This is a genomic window from Burkholderia sp. S-53, assembly GCF_025560745.1.
GTDB lineage: Bacteria > Pseudomonadota > Gammaproteobacteria > Burkholderiales > Burkholderiaceae > Burkholderia > Burkholderia pyrrocinia.
Map to the genome: position 1 here is coordinate 673,129 of NZ_CP090482.1, position 17,301 is coordinate 690,429.

At 63.9% G+C, this 17,301-nt stretch carries 13 protein-coding genes and 4 pseudogenes; 7 read left to right on the forward strand and 10 right to left on the reverse strand.

Annotation, left to right across the window (positions count from 1 at the left end; translation table 11 throughout):
* Positions 1-199: 199 nt before the first annotated feature.
* Positions 200-1,291 (forward strand): IS110 family transposase, encoded by a 1,092-nt coding sequence (locus tag LXM88_RS02690; RefSeq protein WP_262530406.1) that lies wholly within the window; start codon positions 200-202, stop codon positions 1,289-1,291.
* Here the strand turns inward: LXM88_RS02690 and istB are convergent, their stop codons facing one another.
* The 3 genes and pseudogenes from istB to LXM88_RS02705 form a co-directional block, all read right to left on the reverse strand.
* The gene (istB, locus tag LXM88_RS02695) at positions 1,292-2,158 is read right to left on the reverse strand and encodes an IS21-like element ISBcen28 family helper ATPase IstB (RefSeq protein WP_262530407.1); all 867 of its coding nucleotides are present in this window, start codon (positions 2,156-2,158) and stop codon (positions 1,292-1,294) included.
* Positions 2,155-3,410 (reverse strand): annotated as a pseudogene (gene istA / locus LXM88_RS02700) (IS21 family transposase). The gene istB and the pseudogene istA overlap by 4 nt, the downstream one beginning before the upstream one ends.
* Before the next feature lie 123 nt (positions 3,411-3,533).
* Positions 3,534-3,962: pseudogene (locus tag LXM88_RS02705) on the reverse strand (aldo/keto reductase); the annotation flags it as partial.
* Between the two features lie 210 nt (positions 3,963-4,172).
* Here LXM88_RS02705 and LXM88_RS02710 point away from each other — a divergent pair.
* Both LXM88_RS02710 and LXM88_RS02715 read left to right on the forward strand, forming a co-directional pair.
* Positions 4,173-5,156, forward strand: a complete 984-nt coding sequence (locus LXM88_RS02710) for a LysR family transcriptional regulator (RefSeq protein ID WP_262530408.1) — start codon at positions 4,173-4,175, stop codon at positions 5,154-5,156.
* A 136-nt stretch (positions 5,157-5,292) separates the two neighbouring features.
* The gene (locus LXM88_RS02715) at positions 5,293-6,738 is read left to right on the forward strand and encodes a DEAD/DEAH box helicase (protein WP_262530409.1); all 1,446 of its coding nucleotides are present in this window, start codon (positions 5,293-5,295) and stop codon (positions 6,736-6,738) included.
* 147 nt (positions 6,739-6,885) lie between these two features.
* Here LXM88_RS02715 and LXM88_RS02720 read toward each other — a convergent pair whose 3' ends face one another.
* Complete coding sequence (locus LXM88_RS02720; RefSeq protein ID WP_096476136.1) at positions 6,886-7,242, reverse strand: STAS/SEC14 domain-containing protein; 357 nt, start codon at positions 7,240-7,242, stop codon at positions 6,886-6,888.
* Positions 7,243-7,520: 278 nt separating this feature from the next.
* Here LXM88_RS02720 and LXM88_RS02725 point away from each other — a divergent pair, with 278 nt between their 5' ends.
* Both LXM88_RS02725 and LXM88_RS02730 read left to right on the forward strand, forming a co-directional pair.
* Entirely contained in the window at positions 7,521-8,522 is a 1,002-nt protein-coding gene (locus tag LXM88_RS02725) for a dienelactone hydrolase family protein (RefSeq protein ID WP_262530410.1), read from the forward strand.
* Positions 8,523-8,592: 70 nt separating this feature from the next.
* Positions 8,593-8,703: pseudogene (locus LXM88_RS02730) on the forward strand (IS5/IS1182 family transposase); the annotation flags it as partial.
* 222 nt (positions 8,704-8,925) lie between these two features.
* Here the strand turns inward: LXM88_RS02730 and LXM88_RS02735 are convergent.
* Positions 8,926-9,774: a S66 peptidase family protein gene (locus tag LXM88_RS02735; protein WP_318654661.1), complete on the reverse strand. Its 849-nt coding sequence runs from the start codon at positions 9,772-9,774 to the stop codon at positions 8,926-8,928.
* 131 nt (positions 9,775-9,905) lie between these two features.
* Positions 9,906-10,324: pseudogene (locus LXM88_RS02740) on the reverse strand (IS5 family transposase); the annotation flags it as partial.
* Between the two features lie 310 nt (positions 10,325-10,634).
* Here LXM88_RS02740 and LXM88_RS02745 point away from each other — a divergent pair.
* Together LXM88_RS02745 and LXM88_RS02750 are read left to right on the forward strand one after the other, a co-directional pair.
* Positions 10,635-12,047: an HD domain-containing phosphohydrolase gene (locus LXM88_RS02745; protein ID WP_262530412.1), complete on the forward strand. Its 1,413-nt coding sequence runs from the start codon at positions 10,635-10,637 to the stop codon at positions 12,045-12,047.
* Between the two features lie 84 nt (positions 12,048-12,131).
* Positions 12,132-13,901: a histidine kinase gene (locus tag LXM88_RS02750; RefSeq protein WP_262530413.1), complete on the forward strand. Its 1,770-nt coding sequence runs from the start codon at positions 12,132-12,134 to the stop codon at positions 13,899-13,901.
* Positions 13,902-14,054: 153 nt separating this feature from the next.
* Here LXM88_RS02750 and LXM88_RS02755 read toward each other — a convergent pair whose 3' ends face one another.
* The 4 genes from LXM88_RS02755 to LXM88_RS02770 form a co-directional block, all read right to left on the reverse strand.
* Entirely contained in the window at positions 14,055-15,095 is a 1,041-nt protein-coding gene (locus LXM88_RS02755) for a YncE family protein (RefSeq protein ID WP_262531625.1), read from the reverse strand.
* Between the two features lie 104 nt (positions 15,096-15,199).
* Positions 15,200-16,408, reverse strand: a complete 1,209-nt coding sequence (locus LXM88_RS02760; RefSeq protein ID WP_412524096.1) for an MFS transporter — start codon at positions 16,406-16,408, stop codon at positions 15,200-15,202.
* A gap of 46 nt (positions 16,409-16,454) precedes the next feature.
* Positions 16,455-16,883: a chromate resistance protein gene (locus LXM88_RS02765; RefSeq protein ID WP_262530414.1), complete on the reverse strand. Its 429-nt coding sequence runs from the start codon at positions 16,881-16,883 to the stop codon at positions 16,455-16,457.
* Between the two features lie 53 nt (positions 16,884-16,936).
* Positions 16,937-17,257 (reverse strand): hypothetical protein, encoded by a 321-nt coding sequence (locus tag LXM88_RS02770; protein ID WP_262530415.1) that lies wholly within the window; start codon positions 17,255-17,257, stop codon positions 16,937-16,939.
* Positions 17,258-17,301: the final 44 nt, after the last annotated feature.

Genomic DNA, 17,301 nt, shown 5'->3' on the forward strand with positions numbered 1-17,301 from the left:
TTATACTCTTGCCGGCTCTCTTGAAAGGGTGATTTTTTGTGAGCGTCAGCGCCTCTCCGTTCGAGTCCGACACTCGTTCAGGTGCTGCGCGAGGTTCTGTCGCAATAAAAGCGTCTAGATACTATGGAAGGGCCGCGGAAGTAAGCCTCCTGGAGTAAAACGAGGATTCCAACACCCGTTTTCCGAGAGGAGTACGCAAATGAATGCGCCTCGCACGGCCCTTCATGGGCAGAATACAACCATCACCGGATCGCTGTATGTCGCCTTCGAACTGGGCGACAGGAGCTGGAAGCTCTCGCTGGGCGATGGGGCGCGCGCGCCGAGCCGCTGCACGGTGGCCGCCGGCGATACGGCCGCAGTCTTCACGGCAATTGCGAAGGCCAAGGCGCGCTGTCATCTGGCCGCCGATGCTCCGGTGTGCAGCTGTTATGAAGCCGGACGTGACGGCTTCTGGCTGCACCGCTGTCTGGAGGAACATCACATCACGAATCTGGTGGTGGATTCGGCCAGTATCGAAGTGAACCGGCGCAGGCGCCGCGCCAAGACCGACCGACTCGACAGCGACAAGCTGCTGTCGATGCTGATGCGCTACTACGGTGGCGAACGCAGGGTGTGGGCGGTCGCGCGCATCCCCACCCCCGAACAGGAAGATGAGCGGCGAGTACACCGTGAACTCGGTCGCTTGCGGCAGGAGCATACCGCCCACAGCAACCGGATCCGCTCGCTGCTGATACTCCACAACCTGCGGGTCGAGCACATCGGTGGGCGCGCGTGGACCCACTGGTGGGCGCAGAACGCCGCCCGATTGTTGCCGGGTCTGCGCGCCGAGATCGAGCGCGAATGTGAGCGGCTTTCGCTCGCTGCTAAGCAGATCAGGGCGCTCGAGGCACAGCAGCAGCACGAGGTGCGCAGCGGTGCGCAACCCGCAATTGCGCGCCTCGCGCACCTCGCGGGTATCGGAACCGGCAGTGCCTGGGTCCTGATCAGGGAATTGTTCGGTTGGCGGCAGTTTCACAACCGCCGCGAACTGGCAGGCTGCCTGGGCCTGGCCCCGACACCCTATGCCAGCGGCACCAGTGAAGTTGAGCAGGGCATCAGCAAGATTGGCAACAAGCGAGCCCGATGGCTGATGGTGGAACTGGCGTGGAGCTGGTTGCGCTTCCAGCGCAGCAGCCAGCTAAGCGACTGGTTCAACGAGCGCTTTGCAGGCGGCGGCAAGCGTATTGTCAACCTCGGACGTAATTTCCCCAGAAGTGTCGAAGTAAAATTCCCCACCCTGTTCGGACGGTGATCAGCCGGCGACGTGATCGAATGGGTTCCTTCGGGGGCGGCCCGGGCGCCGGCGAGCCGGTTCAGTGGGCACGGGGTTCAGGGAAGACGGACGGTTGCGCAGATGGTCCGGCAGCAAATCGGCGTGTTCTCGCAGGCGGTACGATGTGCCTTCGATCTGCACGACGATCGCGTGGTGCAGCAGCCGATCGAGCAACGCCGCGGCCACCACGCTGTCGCCGAACACTTCGCCCCATTCACCGAAGCTGCGATTGGACGTCAGGATGATCGCGCAGCGCTCGTAGCAGGCGTTGACGAGTTGGAAGAACAGGTTGCCACCGTTGGAGCCGATAGGCAGGTAGCCGATCTCGTCGACGATGAGCAGGCTGTTACGGGCAAGGAAGCGCACGCGCTGCGCCAGGTTGCCTTCCCGTTCAGCCTTGGCCATCGAGTTCACGATCTCGGCTAGCGAGCCGAAGTAGACGCTCTTGCCCGCACGTACGGCTTCCACGCCCAGCGCAATGGACAGGTGCGATTTGCCCGTGCCGGGCGGCCCCAGGAAGTGAACGGTCTGCCGTCGTTCGATGAACTCGAGTTGCGCAAGCGTCATGATGCGATCGCGATCCAGGCTCGGCTGGAAGCTGAAGTCGTAGCCGGCCAGCGTCTTGATCGTGCCGAGCCGCGCGGTCTGCAGCGCCATCCGGATGCGGCGTGTTTCGCGTGTCGTAAACTCCTCGCCCAGCAACGTTTCCAGCACTTCGAGCATTGAACTGTCGCCTTGCTCGAAGCGGTTCAGGATGGCGTCCAGCGTTTCGAGAGCGCGCGGCATGCGCAGGCCGACGAGATAGCGCCGGATGCGCTCCAGTGTCGAGGCAGGCATGCTGTTCATGCGGTCCTCCCGGCTTCTGCGAGACGTCTTGCGACCTGATCATAGAACGACAGGGGCCGGCGAGCCACGGTCGCCGTCACCGATGGCACGGGGTGCCGTGCCGGCTGCTTACGCTGGTTTGCACGCCGATGACCGGGCAGCAGCGAGGTTCGTCGTCGGCCTTCCAGCACGGGATGAGCCGCCAGCAGTTCACCGTCCTCGTAGATACGGATCTCGTGAGCCAGACTGTGAACGTCGAGCACGCGCTTGCGCGTACGATCGGGCACGCTGTAGTAATTGCCACCGACCGAGACGAGACCTTCATGGCTCACGCGCCGCTCAAGCCGGATCACTCCGTTGAAGGTGCCGGCCGGCAACGCCTGCAGCGTAGGACGCTCCTCATTGAAGTGCTGAGCGACGACGCGGTGCGTGGTGCCGTGCACGCGGACATTGGCGACCGTGTCGAGCCACTCGCGCAGTTGGCGGTTCAGGTCGGCGAGGTTCTGGAAACGGCGCGCCAGGAAGAAGTCCTGCCGGATGTAGCGATACGGGCGCTCGACCTTGTCCTTGGTCTTAGCGCGATACGCCTTGCAGGCCGCGGCGCGAAGCCGTAGTGCTGCGCAAACGCGACCAGCTTCGCGTTGTAGACGATGTGCCTCTCGACTTCGCCGAGCACGGCCGCCTTCATTCGGTCGTACAGAATCTCGCGCGGAGCGCCGCCGAGGTGCTCGAACGCTTCCATGTGGCAGCGCAAGACGGTCTGCAGGTCCTGATGCTCGACGAAGCGTCCCCAGAGATAGCGGCTGTGCCCGAGCACGATCGAGAACAGCCAGATCGAACGCCGCTGGCCGGGCGCGTCGTCGAACTCGACACTGAAGTGCGCGAAGTCCACTTGTGCCTGATGGCCGGCGGGCGTCTCAAAGCGCATCTCGAAGCCGCGCTGGCGGGGCGGCCGGACCTCCCGAACCAGGTCGCCCAGCGCCGTGCGACCGCCCGCGTAACCCATCGCCCGGACCTCGCGCAGCAGACGCTCGATGCTCAGGTCGGGAAACTCGCGTACGCGTTCGGTGATGTAGTGGACGAACGGATCGACCACGCACGGTCGCGGCGCACGTGGACCGTAACTCGGCGCCTGAACGCCATTCCTGATGTATTTGCGAACGGTCTTGCGGTCCATACCCAGTCGAACGGCGATGGCCGAGATACTCAGCCCTTGCCGATGCAATTCCAGAATCGTCATCACTTCCTCCAGCTCGACCACCGACACCCCCACGACGGATCTCAAGGGCAATATGGTCAGCGATCGACAGGACGGCGCCGCTACCGCGGCGCCGTCAGATAAAAAACTGGGGAAAATTACTTCGACGAAAGTGGGGAGTATCTATCCGACGCTGACAATCAGGCGATCCGGGTGGAAGTTGCTCAGGCCGATCGCACGCAGCTTGCCGGCGCGATGCGCGTCCTCCATCGCTCGCCACGCGCCGTGGACGTCCGAGAACGGTTGATGGATCAGGAACAGATCGAGATAGTCGAGGCCCAGACGCTTCAGCGACTTGTCGATGGCCACCCGAGCCTGTTCATGGCCGGCATCCTCGACCCACAGCTTGCTGGTGACGAAAAGCTGGTCACGCGGTACGCCGCAACGTTTGAGGCCACGCCCGACAGCCTCCTCGTTCTTGTAGGACGCCGCAGTGTCGATCAGGCGGTAGCCTGCCTGTACCGCGTCGACGACGCAGCGTTCGCATTCCGCGTCGTCGGCAATCTGAAAGACGCCGTAGCCGACGATCGGCATCTTCATCCCGTTGTTCAGTGTCACATCCTGCATGGCCGTTCCTTTGCGCTGAAAGTCGAGGGCGGCATGAGGCCGGCTCGGGGCGAGCCGGCTACCTTGGCCCCAAGGCGCTACTGTAGAAGGTGCAGTTTCAAGCGAATAGTCGAGTTCATGTTGCACCAGTATCAACTTCAGATTGATACTGGTGCGACGCGAACCCGCCACCCGGCCCCGACCATTCGTGTTTCAACGCAAGCATCGACCATGCCCGGCAACGACTTCAAGGCCATCGCAACCTTTGCCAAAGCCGTGGAACTCGGCAGCATCCGGAAGGCTGCGCTTGCCCAGGGCGTCACCCCTCAGGCCGCGAGTCAAGCCATCGCGCAACTGGAGCAGCGCCTCGGCGTCCGGCTATTGCATCGAACCACGCGCAGCCTCGCGCTGACCGAGGAAGGGCAGCGGTTTCTGGAGAACACGCAGCCCGCACTGGACGCACTGGACCGGGCGCTTGTGATGGCGCGGGAGTCCAAGGACGAGATCGCGGGGCCGTTGCGCATCGTCGGGCCGAAATCGTCGTTCGCGGCCATCCTGATGCCGCTGATCGACGCGTTCTGTCGCGCGCACCCCGGTATTCAGCCGGATGTCCAGTTGGATGATGGAATCGGCAACTGGGTGCTGGATCGCGTCGATGTCGGCTTCAGGATCGGGGCGTCGGCGAGCGAGGGCGTCATCGGTCGGCAGCTCTTCCCGATCCAGATGATCGTGTGCGCGGCGCCTGACTATCTCGACGCACACGGCACGCCATCGACACTGGATGACCTGGCGGCGCACCGTTGCGGCGTGTTCCGGCATCCCGGCACGGGCAAGGTGGCGCCCTGGTACCTGAGCGTCGACGGCAAGCTCGAACATCGGCAGATGTCTCCCGCATTTGCGACGAACGATTCGGAGCTCGAAGTGCAGGCCGTGCTCGCCGGGCAAGTGATGGGGCAGCTCGCGGGTTTCACTGCCGTGTCCCATATCCGGGCGGGACGACTGGTGCCGGTGCTCGTGCAGCATATGAGCACGCACATCGGCCTGCACCTTTACTACGGAAGCCGAACTGCCGTGCCGAAGCGTGTGCGGGCATTCCTGGATCTCGCGTTCGAGCGCCTGCACGACTGCAGCGATTACGTGCTCTCCGACAAAGAGCTCGAGCAGTTCAAGTCGCGGCCGAAGCGGGCTGTCCGCGCGCAGCGGAAATTCTCGTAGTACAGCTTGCCGGCGCGGCGTTCGGCGCCGCCATGTTTTTCCGTGGCGATCGACGCCGATCTTTCCGACCATGGAGGCGCGCGGTGCAATCGGCGCGGTAACCGCTAGAATTGCGGTTTTAGCCCGGAATACGTCCATGTCTTTTGCCTCGCTTGGCCTGATCGATCCCTTGCTGCGTAATGTGCAGGACCTCAATTACCAGACACCTACGCCGGTGCAGGCCAAGGCGATTCCTGCGGTGCTCAGCGGCAAGGACGTCATGGCCGCGGCACAGACCGGCACCGGCAAAACGGCGGGTTTTGCGCTTCCGCTGTTGCAACGGCTGGTGCAACACGGCCCGGCGGTGTCCAGCAACCGCGCGCGTGTTCTGGTGCTGGTGCCCACGCGCGAACTGGCCGAACAGGTGCTGCAAAGCTTCATCGAATACGGCAAGGGCCTCGACCTGCGATTGCTGGCCGCCTACGGCGGTGTGAGCATCAACCCGCAGATGATGAAATTGCGCAAGGGCGTGGACGTGCTCGTTGCCACGCCGGGCCGTTTGCTGGATCTCAATCGCCAGAACGCAGTGCAGTTCGATCAAGTACAAACGCTGGTGCTGGATGAAGCCGACCGGATGCTGGATCTGGGCTTCGCGCGCGAACTCGACGCCGTCTTTGCTGCGTTGCCCGCCCAGCGCCAGACTTTGCTGTTCTCCGCCACGTTTACCGACGAGATCCGCGCGATGGCGGCGGGCATTCTGCGCGGCCCGGTCAATATCAGCGTCAGCCCGCCCAATGTCACGGCCAGCAAGATCAAGCAGTGGGTAGTACCGGTGGATAAAAGGAACAAGCCGGACCTTTTCATGCACCTTGTGGCCGAGAACAACTGGGAGCACGCGCTGGTGTTCGTCAAGACCCGCAAAGGCGTGGATTACCTGGCGGCCATGCTGGACGAAGCGGGCTATGCGATCGACACCATCCACGGCGACAAACCGCAACCCGCGCGCCTGCGTGCGCTGGAGCGCTTCAAGACGGGCGAAGTCAATATGCTGGTCGCCACCGATGTGGCGGCGCGCGGGCTGGATATCGACGATTTGCCGCTGGTGATCAACGTCGATCTGCCGATCGTGGCGCAAGACTACGTGCACCGCATCGGCCGTACCGGCCGCGCGGGCGCCAGCGGCGTGGCGGTGTCCCTCGTGTGTGCCGACGAAGCGCCGCAACTGGCCGCGATCGAAGCGCTGATCCGGCAAACGCTGCCCCGTGAAGAAGAGCCGGGTTTTGAAGCCGAACATCGCGTGCCGGAAACCAGCGCAACGGGCCAGATCATCAAGAAACCCAAAAAGCCGAAGAAGCCCAAGGTGCCGCAAGCTGCATCGGGCGCCATCCAGGCGCCCGGCAAAAAGCCGCGCCCGCAAGGTGGCGAAAACAAACGCAAGCCTGCGGCGCAGCGCGCTGTCGCTGCAGGTAAAGGCACCGGTTTGTCCAGCGGTAACTCGTTCGGCATGCAGAAGCCACGCAGCAAACCCGCCGGCAAGCCAGCCGCGGGTTCACGCAAGCCGGCTGGCAAACCTGCTGGTGGCCGCGGCAAACGTCAACCCTGATCCGTCGGGATGCGTCACGCCTGCGCTGTAAAGCAACAGGCTGGCGGTTTGGGGCCCGCTGGCAGGCAGCGGCGCGGCTTCTCGATTGCGCACGTCAATCGCGCTCGGACGTGCATCCGGACTGCTACGAAATTCGCCTGGCGGCGCTCAGGTGTTGATCCAGACGCGCGCCTGCTCCAGTTCGTCGACGTGGAACACCTTGACTTCGGCCTTCGTAAAGAACCGCGCCAGATGCGTCGAGGCCCGGATCCAGCCTGCATCGGCCACCACGGCGGCGCGCGTGACCTTGCGGCTCACGGGGACGCCGAGCGTTATATCGGTCCACAGCGCCTTCGGCTCGATGCCGGTGAAATGCTCGATGCGTTCGAGCACGCGGGTCTTGCCGTTCAGTTCGAGATCACCACGCATGCGCTCGATGGCCTCGCGCAGTTCGTGGTCGGTGATTTTGCCTTCGACGGAAATTTCGATGACAGGGGAATCGGGCTCGGTGCGATACAGGATCATGGCAAGACCTCCTGACTTGGAGACGTTACACACTCAGGCGCGGCGCGGATGAGTCTGGCGTTCGATGATCTTTTCATCGTACGCCTTTCCATGCAGCCCGGTCAGCACCGTTCAGAGTAGGCTGACGGGCCCCCTCGTCATGGCCGGCCGTTCGGTTGGGGGACGAGCAGGACGCGCGGCCCGACTCCAGTCTCGGGGGGAAACGACAATGGCTTACCGCGTCGCGTAGGCTACGCTACGTTTGAGCACGTTTCGACACCATTGACAGGAGCGTGGCAATGGTCACTATCGAAGGATTTCGCGCACGTTCGCGACACCTGATTTCGCTTGCGCTGATCTTTCTGAGTGCGACGCTGTCACATGTCGGTTACGCGCAGGTCGCTCGAATGGAAGTTCTCCCTCTCCAGTCGACGACTTTGACCGGCCAGGAATTCCTGGTCGGACGCAAAGATGGCAAGCCGGCAAGCCTGGCTGGCGAACTCCGCCTGCCAAGTGCTGGAACCGAGCGCTTTCCCGTGGTGATTCTGCTGCACGGTTCAGGCGGCATCTCGGGCTACGTCACCGACTGGGAGCAGGACTTGCTGGCAATGGGCGTCGCCACGTTCGTCATCGATAGTTTCTCCGGCCGCGGCATCAGTAGTGTCAACAACGACCAATCCCAGATTGGCCGATTGGTGCAAATCGAAGACGCGTACCGGGCGTTTGAGCTTCTGGAGAAACATCCCAGGATTGACCCGGCGCGAATCGTGCTGATGGGTTTTTCGCGAGGCGGCGGCGCCACACTCTACGCCGCACTAGAACGATTCCAACGACTTCACGGCCCCGCATCCGGCCATCAGTTCGCAGCCTATTTGGCGTTCTATCCAACTTGCAACGTGACCTACCGGGAAGACGAGGACATTACCGCCAGGCCTGTCCGCATCTTCCACGGCGAGGCTGATGACTATGCTCCGATTGCACCTTGCCGCGCGTATGTCGAACGACTCGCTGCCACGCAGGGGGCCGATGTCAAGCTGACGGGATATCCGGATGCGTTGCACGTGTTCGATTGGCAGGCCATCAAGAAACCCATGAAGATGCCGCAAGCGCAAACGACGCGAAACTGTCAACTCGCAGAGACGGATAACGGGCAAATCATCAACATCAAAACGAAGCAACCGTTTACCTACAGTGACGCCTGTGTGGAACGGGGGCCATCGATTGGCTACAACCAGAAAGCGTCAATCGAGGTGCGAGCGGCTGTCAGGCAGTTCATCGCTACTGTGTTGAAGACCCGATAGCCCGATGGCCAGGTAGCGATCGGAAAGATGCACTGAATCAGACGAGTTTGCGTACCGAAGAAATGACGTGGGTTTCGGCAAGCTCCGGATTCGCTTCGAGCGCCGCCTCGATATTCATGCCGCTTTGCTCGCTCTGGCTGCCGCCGTCATCTGCTCTAGATTCGTGGATGACTTGTGTTAGCGACTCTAAGCCGGCACACATGGAAGGCTGCGGGAACAGATGAAATCAAGGTGTTGGCGTTCAACGAATCTTGACCGCGCGGGGCGCGGGACGGCAAAAATCTTGGACTGGTATATGCCGCAATTCCGAGACTCTTCCGGTATTCGACCGGGCACCGGCCCTTGTGCCTGTGCCCGGGACAGCCGGCTTTGAATACGCGTTCCTGTCCTTCTAGATTCGACGCTACGCGACGAACCGGATCGCGCTGTTCTCGATGGCAGCCTGGTTGCCGTATTGCCAAGTGATGTTGCGGTGTTCATGTCCGATCGGCAGACCCGAGTAGATCGGCAGGCCGAAGCCGCCCAGCACGTCGACAAGCATCTGCTCGAGCGTGAAATCCGCGCCGTCCGGGATCGGGCAGCGCGTGAATTGCCCGAGCACGAACGCGCGGGCTCCGTCGAACGCGCCGCTCAGACGCAGTTGCGTCAGGCTGCGGTCGAGCCGGTAGCCGAACTCCGTCACGTCCTCCAGCAGTACGATCGCGTCGCGTGAGCGAAGCGACCAGCGCGTACCCGCGACGCTCGCGAGTACCGTCACGTTGCCGCCGCACAGACGTCCCCGCACTGCACCAGGGGCGCCGGACAAATGCCGCAGACTCAGCGCGGCGCGTTCGTCGCCGGTCAGCACAGCGCGAATGTCGGCGCGCGTCGCGTCGTCGACCTTGGTCGCCAGACTGTGAAATGTCGGGCCATGCAGCAAACGCACGCCGGGCCGATCCGCGAGTGCGCAGAACAGTGACGTTGCGTCGGAAAAGCCGATGATTGTCTTTGGTGTTGCGATCTCGTCGGGCAAGTGCTCAAGCAAATGCGCGCAACCGAATCCCCCCCGCGCGAGCCACACGATCTCGATCGACGGATCCATCAGGGTGCGCCGCAGGTCGTCCGCGCGCTCCTCGGCGGTACCGGCGAAATAGCGGTACCGGCTGCCGAGATGCGCGCCCGCCCTGACCTCGAAGCCCCAACTTTCGACGAGCGCAATGCCACGCGCGATGCCTTCCGGATCGGGCACACCCGCAGGCGCGACCACGCCCACTGCCTTGCGTCGTGATTCCATTGAATGGCTACCTTGATGATGGAGAACCTGCTGAATATACCCGACACCGCTTGCTAACGGCTCAGCCTTGTAACGCAGCGTCGTGCGCGCGGGGATGACGATCGCCGGCGTCCGCGAAACCGCTGCGTTATGTGTCGCTTCGATCCGAGCTTGCCTCGGTCCGTCGGGTTGGGGCCGGTTTCTTGGCCCCCCGGGGGCTGGAGATGCTGGCTCCATCTAGGCTCGTACGCTCCCAATCGATCTGGTCGTGCTCTCGCAGTCGACGCAGCATCGCCAAATGCAGTCGATGCCATACGCCGGCCGCTTGCCAGTCTCGCAGACGTCGCCGGCATGTCATGCCACTGCCGAAGCCCAACTCCTGCGGAAGGTCTTCCCACGGAATGCCCGTTTGCAATACATACAAGATACCGTTCAGCGCTGCGCGATCATCGACTGTGCGCCGCCGACCACCCCTGGGCGATGGCGTGAACTCCGGAATCAGCGGCTCCAGCGCCACCCATAATTCGTTACTGATTTTGCGTCTTGCCATGCCGTAGACGATACGATGCCCGCAGCATCATGCCCAGGTTGTGTTAGCCGCTCTAAGAGGCCCGTGTATTGCCAAGTCGAGCTCGGCCATCTCGACCGCGCTGCGGATGAGCCGATGCGCGCGTAGATGGGCGGCGGCCCGGCGCTGTTCGAGGACGAGCACGGCAAGTCCCTGCGATTCCTCGCCACGCGTGCGAAAGGAATCAAGCCCCCTGAAAAGGACGTATTAGCGTTTCCCCCGATACGGAAATCGCCGCACAAAGCCGATGTTGCACGGAGAGAGGATGTAAATAATTAATCCGAGGCCAATTATGACGACATCTGCAACAAACGGGACGAACGCGGCATCGCCTGAAACGCCGGAGACGGCAGCGGCATCCGACGACACGTGTCGCGCACCGTCGATCCTGCTGGTCGACGACGAACCGAACGTGTTGTCGGCGCTCAAGCGCGTGTTCCGGCCCGCGCGCTACGACATCCTGACCGCCGACAGCGGCGAGGCCGCACTTGAAATCCTGGCGTCGACCGAAGTCGACCTGATCGTGTCCGACATGCGAATGCCGCACATGAGCGGTGCGGAATTTCTGGCGCGCGCGCGGGCGCTGTACCCGGACACGATGCGGATCCTGCTGACCGGTTATGCGGAGATCGCGTCGGTCGTGCAGGCCGTCAACGAAGGCGGCGTGTATCGCTACCTGAACAAGCCGTGGGACGATCACGACCTGCTGCTGACCATCGAACAGGCGCTGGAGCAGCGGCATTTGCGTCGCGAGGCGATCCGGCTCGCCGCGCTGACGGACGCGCAGAACGACGCGCTGCGCCGTTTCAACACGGAACTTGAAACGCAGGTGCGCGCGCGCACCGAGGAACTCGGCCAGACCGTGATGTTCCTCGAAGCGGCGCAACGCGACCTGAAAAGCAGTTTCAAGGCGATGGTCCAGGTCTGCGCGAGCATGATCGAATTGCGTTGCGGGACCGCCGGCGGACACGCGATGCGGGTCGGCGAGATTGCGCGCCGGCTCGCGCTGGCGTCGGAGATGAGCGAGCTGCACGCGCAGGACGTCTATTTCGCGGGGCTGCTGCATGGCATCGGCAAGTTGTCGCTGCCCGACGAATTGCTGCACAAGCCGCTCGCGCGAATGACGACGGACGAACACAGGCTGTTCCAGCAGCATCCGCTGCGCGCGCAGATGGTGCTGACGCCGGTCGCGCAATTGCACAAGGTCGCGTCGATCGTGCTTCACCAGTACGAGCGCTTCAACGGACGCGGCACGCCGGATGGGCTGGCCGGCGACGCGATCCCGCTCGGCTCGCGGATCGTTGCGATCGCACGCGATTTCGAGGGGCTGCGCAACGGCGAAATCGGTGTGCCGCATTCGCTCGAGCAGGCGCTCGATGCGTTGCGGTCGCAGGCCGGCGTGCGGTATGACCCGCAGCTCGTCGAGCGCTTCGTCGAGCTGATGCGGGATCCGGCGAGTCTCGGCATCGCGGCGTCCGTCGCGGAGATCAAGTCCGCCCAGCTGCGCGAGGGGATGCAGCTCGCCGACGATCTGCGCACGCATCGCGGCGTGCTGCTGATGACGAAAGGCAGCGTGATGTCGGCGCACCAGATCGAACTCGTGCGCCGCTTCGAGACGCGGGAAGGGACGTCGTTCGACATCCTCGTTCTCGCCGGTGCGGCCGCGTCGAAGCAGACGCCCGCCGCAGGCACGCCGCCCGCCTGACGTCGGATACACGGCCTGATGGCCGCGGTGCGCGCTCGAGCGCGCGTCGCGGCAACGCATTCATACCGATTCGGGCGCTCGATCATGCACGGCACCTATCACCTCCCGCTCGTCCTGCTGTCGCTCGTGATCGCGACGCTGGCCTCCTATACGACGCTCGACCTGGCCGCGTTCATTTCGCTGCTCGACAATCCGAAGCTCAAGCGTGCGTGGCTCGGCGGCGGCGCGGTTGCAATGGGCACCGGGATCTGGTCGATGCATTTCGTCGGCATGCTCGCGTTCTCGCTGCCGATCCCGCTCGGCTATGCACTGCCGGACACGGGCGCATCGCTCGCGATCGCCGTGCTCGTGTCGTATTTCGCACTGAACGTCGTCACGCGCGCACGGCTGGGCTGGCGGCGACTGTTCGCGGGCGGTGCGCTGATGGGCGGCGGGATTGCCGGCATGCACTACGCGGGGATGGCCGCGATGCACATGCAACCCGGCATTCGCTACGATCCCGCGCTGTTCGCCGCATCGATCGGCATCGCGGCGATCGCATCGACTGCCGCGCTATGGATTGCGCAGGCGCTGCGCGCGCAGCAGGCACGTCATGCGACCGCGCAACGCGTCGGCGCGGCCGTCATCATGGGCATCGCCATTACCGGCATGCACTATACGGGGATGGCGGCCGCGCATTTCGCGCCGGACGTTCGATGCGGCGCCGCGAACGGGATCGACACGCCGTGGCTCGCGACGACCGTCGCGCTGTTTACGATGGCGACGCTGATCGTCACGCTGCTGCTCAGCCGCTTCGATGCGCGCACAACCTTTCTGCGCGGGATGGCCGACACGCTCGAGCGGCTCGTGAAAATGCGAACCGCCGAACTCGAACGTGCGTTGCACCGCTACGAGCAGTCGACGGAGATGCTGCAGCGCACGCGCGAGAACATGGCGACCGAGATCGACGAACGCAAGGCGGCACAGGCACGGCTCGAACAGGAGCGGGAGGAGCAGCGGCGCCTGCTGCATGCGCTCGAGGAAACCCACGTCCAGTTGCTGCAGTCGGAAAAACTCGCGTCGATCGGCCAGCTCGCGGCGGGCGTCGCGCACGAGATCAACAATCCGATCGGCTTCGTCAGCGCGAACCTCAATACGTTGAAGACCTGGGTGCGAAGCCTGCTCGATGTGGTCGCGGCGCATGAAGCCGTGCTGCCGCAGCTCGACCCCGCCGCCCGCGACGCGCTGACGGCGATGGGCCGCGCGGCGGATCTGGACTACGTCCGCGACGAGATCGTGACGCTGATCGACGAATCGATCGACGGCGCGGTGCGGGTGCGGCGCATCGTGCAGGACCTGCGCGATTTTTCGCGCCCGGTCAGCGACGAGTGGAGCGTGGTCGATCTCCACGCGGGCCTCGAGAGCACGCTCAACGTCGTTCATAACGAACTCAAGTACAAGGCCGACATCGTGCGCGATTACGGCGACGTGCCGCAGGTCGAATGCCTGCCGTCGCAGTTGAACCAGGTATTCATGAACCTGCTGGTCAACGCGGCGCAGGCGATGCCGGAGCGCGGTGTCATCACGATCCGCACGTCGAGCGATGGCGAACAGGTGTCGATCGCGATCGGCGACACCGGAACGGGCATGACGCCCGATGTCGTCCGGCGGATTTTCGATCCGTTCTTCACGACGAAGCCGGTCGGGCAGGGAACGGGGCTTGGCTTGTCGGTATCGCACGGCATCGTCGAGCGCCATCGCGGTGCAATCGACGTGACGAGCGAACCCGGGCGCGGCACGACGTTCTGCGTGCGGCTGCCGGTCCGGCGGGCACGCGACGACGCGAACGCGGCGGCGCTGGAGCAGCGGGCATGACGACCCCAATGCCAGCCTCCGTCTCGCTCGAATACGTTCAGGACCGCAGGCGTCGGTGGACTGGTGGCCGAGAAGTCGTCATCGCGCATTCTCCCGTCGCGGACCGACTGTGAGATGACCGGGCTGCACCTGCGGATGTGAGTTTCTCGTCGGTTACACCGGTTGCATGACGCGCAGCACGGGTTTTCCGCCGACATTTTTCAGCGGGAAATACGACCGATGCGTTGCCGGATCGACTGCAACGACATGGGCGTTCGGGCCGAGTCGGCTCTCGCCGATCTCGCGGATACTGCCGGTTTCCACCTGGAACATCGATACGACGCCCGCTTCGCCTGCGACATAGAGCGTCGACAGCGCCGAATCGAAGGCGAGCACATCCGGATTCCCGCCGACGTCGAATGACTGGACCGGCCGCATCGAGCGCATATCGAGCACGATCAGTTTGTCGTTTCCTTCGCAAGCGACGAAGGCGAGCCGACTGTGCGGATCGATCAACAGCCCGTGGTTGCCCCGGGCGCCCGGGAGATCGAATCGATTGACGACGCGATCCACGGCCGGGTCGATCTCGACAAGCCGGTCGTGCGTCTGGTCGTTCACGAAGACATGGCGGGATACCGGATCGTATTGCGTATTGCCGGCTTCGCCGCCGAGCGGGATCGTGGCGATGCGTTGGCTGGTCCGAACGTCAATGACCGTCTCGGTTTTCCCGTATTCGTCGGAAACGTACAGCTTGCGCGCATCGGGCACGTAGGCCATTCCGTCCGGGTAATGTCCGCCGGGGATGCGCGCGACGATTTTCTGCGTTCGAGTATCGATCGCGACGACTTCGTCGGTTCCGGTCGCCGATGCGTAGACACGCGACAGATCGGGAACCGCCAGTACGCCATGCACTGACGACACATTGCCGATGCGCGCCACGACCGTTGACGTGCGCAAGTCGAAGACGACGATCTCCGAGTCGCCGAGGTGCGCAATGAACAGGAGATTACGGTTCGGATCGATGCTTGCGTAGTCGAAACGCGTCGTGCCGCCCGGCAGCGGGATATCGGCGACTTGCCTTAACGGCAGCAGAGCAGGTGCAGCGGCGTCGGCCGCACGGGACGGCCGGTGCGCGACAAGCCCGGCGGCAGCGATCGCGACGGCCATCGCAAGCAGCGCGGCGATGCTGGCACGTCGGTTTCTCGATGATTTCATGATGAGATCCTGCAGTGACTTGCGCCGCCATACGCGATGCGCGTTGAGTTCGGCGGCGCTTCGAGGAGAGTCGATGGCCGACGGAATCTCGCGATTCCGCCCGGTTACGGCTTGATCCCTTGATCGGGTTTGATGTGGCGGAACGCGGCAAGCAACGAGAGGTCGTAGGCGATCTTCAACGCGCCGCATGCAACGAGCGGCACGCCGAGCCACCCGAGTCCGAACAGGCTTCCCGCCAGCGTCGGCGCGACAGCGGCCGCGAGACTGCGCGGCACCGACGTGAAGCTGGCCGCGGCCGGGCGTTCCGCCGGCGTGACGACGGCCATGACGTACGCGGTGCGCGTCGGCACGTCCATCTGCGACAACGCGCTGCGCATCAGCAGGAGCGCCAGCGTTGCCGGCAGCGTGGGCGCAAAGGCCGCGCCGATCAGGCAGAGGCTCGACGGGATATGCGTGAAGACCATCGTGTTCAACAGGCCGATCCTGCGTGACAGCGGCGCGGCGACAAGCTGGGAACCGGCGGAGAGCAAGCCGGACCAGAAGAAGAATTGTCCGGCTGCCCCGATCGACAGGCCGAAGCGCTGCATCAGCCAGAGCGACAGCAGTGAATTGACGACCAGTCCGCCCGCGAACGCATCGATGCTGAACAGCAGCGCCAGGCGCGTGACGATCCGCCGTGACGGACCGAGCGGCGGAGCGGCAGTTGCCCGTCGCGACTCCGCGATCGGCAACCGGCGGTACAACGCAGCGACGGAGAGCCCGGTCAGCGCATAGACGACAAACATCGCGCGCAACGCGTCGAGGAGCGAGACGCCTGCGTGCGAAGCGAGCCAGAGCGGCAGTCCCGCCGCGAGCGAACCCAGCGCGGCCGACACCGCGCCGATCAGGCTGTAGCGTGCGAACAATGCGGTGCGCGCATTGCCGTTCGCCGCTTCGGCGAGTCTCGCCTGTTCGAGCGGCAGGAACAGGCTGACATCGCCCGAGCTCGGGTTAAGCGTGCCGACGAAGGCCACGACGAGCAACGGCCACAGCGTCGACAAGCCGGCAAAGCCGATGCCGGTGGCCGCCATCAGAACCGCGGCAAGCGTCAGCATCCGGCGCGGCGGAACGCGGCTGGCGACCACACCTGCGGCGATCGTCGCCACGGCCGAGCCTGCCAGCGTCGCGGTACTGATCAGCCCGACGTCGACTTGCGCAAAGCCGAGCAAGAGCAAGTAGGCAGGCAGCAGGACGGCAATGAAGCCGTCGCAGAAGCCGCGCAGGCCGCGGCTGACGAGAAGAATCCACGCCGTATGCTCCACGCCGGCCGGCATCAGCCAGCGTGACAAGCGAAGCGCGTACGAGACGGCCGGACTCCCGCTAGGCATGTGTATCACGTCGGCACCACGTATAAAGCGCGTCGTACATCACCATCCCGTGCCGTAGCTGCTCGTGATCGTCGGCGAAGTTTCCCGACAGGCCGATCGAAATCGCATAAAGGCCGGTCGCCTCCGGCGTCAGGTCGAGCCGGTTCGTATCCGCACCGCGCACGATTTCGGCAAGCCGGAGCAACGCGGGATCGCGGAGCCGGTACTTGTCGATGAATGCGTCGAAGCTGCAGCGGTCGCCATGGTGGCCGAATTCGACACCGGGCACGTCGTAGGGGATCCCACCCGTTTCCGCAGCGATGCGCATCACATCCGCGCCGGGCACGTAGAGAAATTCAGGTGCGTCGTCGATGAACCGGGCGATGAGCCACGGACAGGCGATGCGATCGATTTTCGGACGTTCCCGCGTAATCCATTTCATGGCGCGTCTCCTGCGTGGCGTTACGGAAACTGCATGGCGACACGGCCGGCGGGTCAGTCGTCGTCTTCGTCGTCGCTGGCCGGGCGGCTACCGACGAGCTTGCCGTCCTCGGCCAGAATCACACGTTGCTCCTGGCCGCCCTGCACGATCGTTACGGCATAGAGTGACTTGCCGTCCTTCACCCGCCGTTGAATCACCCCGACGCTGCCGCCTTGCCGTTGACGCTCGATCATCGTTCTGACCGGCGCCGGCACGTGTTCGAGCGTGACGATCTCGCCGGCCCCCTGATCGGCTCCGCTTCTGTCGCAACCGGCCTGCGCAACGGACAGCGCAATCGCCATCACGACCGGCACCATCCCGAAAGACTTTCGCATCACCTGCTCCTTGTGAATCGACCGCGGCGATTACCAGACCATGT

Coding starts and splice junctions, on each gene's coding strand:
- LXM88_RS02770 (WP_262530415.1), bottom strand. CDS start 17,257: ATGCGAAAGTCTTTCGGGATGGTGCCGGTCGTGATGGCGATTGCGCTG.
- LXM88_RS02760 (WP_412524096.1), bottom strand. CDS start 16,408: ATGCCGGCCGGCGTGGAGCATACGGCGTGGATTCTTCTCGTCAGCCGC.
- LXM88_RS02710 (WP_262530408.1), top strand. CDS start 4,173: ATGCCCGGCAACGACTTCAAGGCCATCGCAACCTTTGCCAAAGCCGTG.
- LXM88_RS02690 (WP_262530406.1), top strand. CDS start 200: ATGAATGCGCCTCGCACGGCCCTTCATGGGCAGAATACAACCATCACC.
- LXM88_RS02750 (WP_262530413.1), top strand. CDS start 12,132: ATGCACGGCACCTATCACCTCCCGCTCGTCCTGCTGTCGCTCGTGATC.
- LXM88_RS02765 (WP_262530414.1), bottom strand. CDS start 16,883: ATGAAATGGATTACGCGGGAACGTCCGAAAATCGATCGCATCGCCTGT.
- istB (WP_262530407.1), bottom strand. CDS start 2,158: ATGAACAGCATGCCTGCCTCGACACTGGAGCGCATCCGGCGCTATCTC.
- LXM88_RS02720 (WP_096476136.1), bottom strand. CDS start 7,242: ATGATCCTGTATCGCACCGAGCCCGATTCCCCTGTCATCGAAATTTCC.
- LXM88_RS02755 (WP_262531625.1), bottom strand. CDS start 15,095: ATGAAATCATCGAGAAACCGACGTGCCAGCATCGCCGCGCTGCTTGCG.
- LXM88_RS02715 (WP_262530409.1), top strand. CDS start 5,293: ATGTCTTTTGCCTCGCTTGGCCTGATCGATCCCTTGCTGCGTAATGTG.
- LXM88_RS02745 (WP_262530412.1), top strand. CDS start 10,635: ATGACGACATCTGCAACAAACGGGACGAACGCGGCATCGCCTGAAACG.
- LXM88_RS02725 (WP_262530410.1), top strand. CDS start 7,521: ATGGTCACTATCGAAGGATTTCGCGCACGTTCGCGACACCTGATTTCG.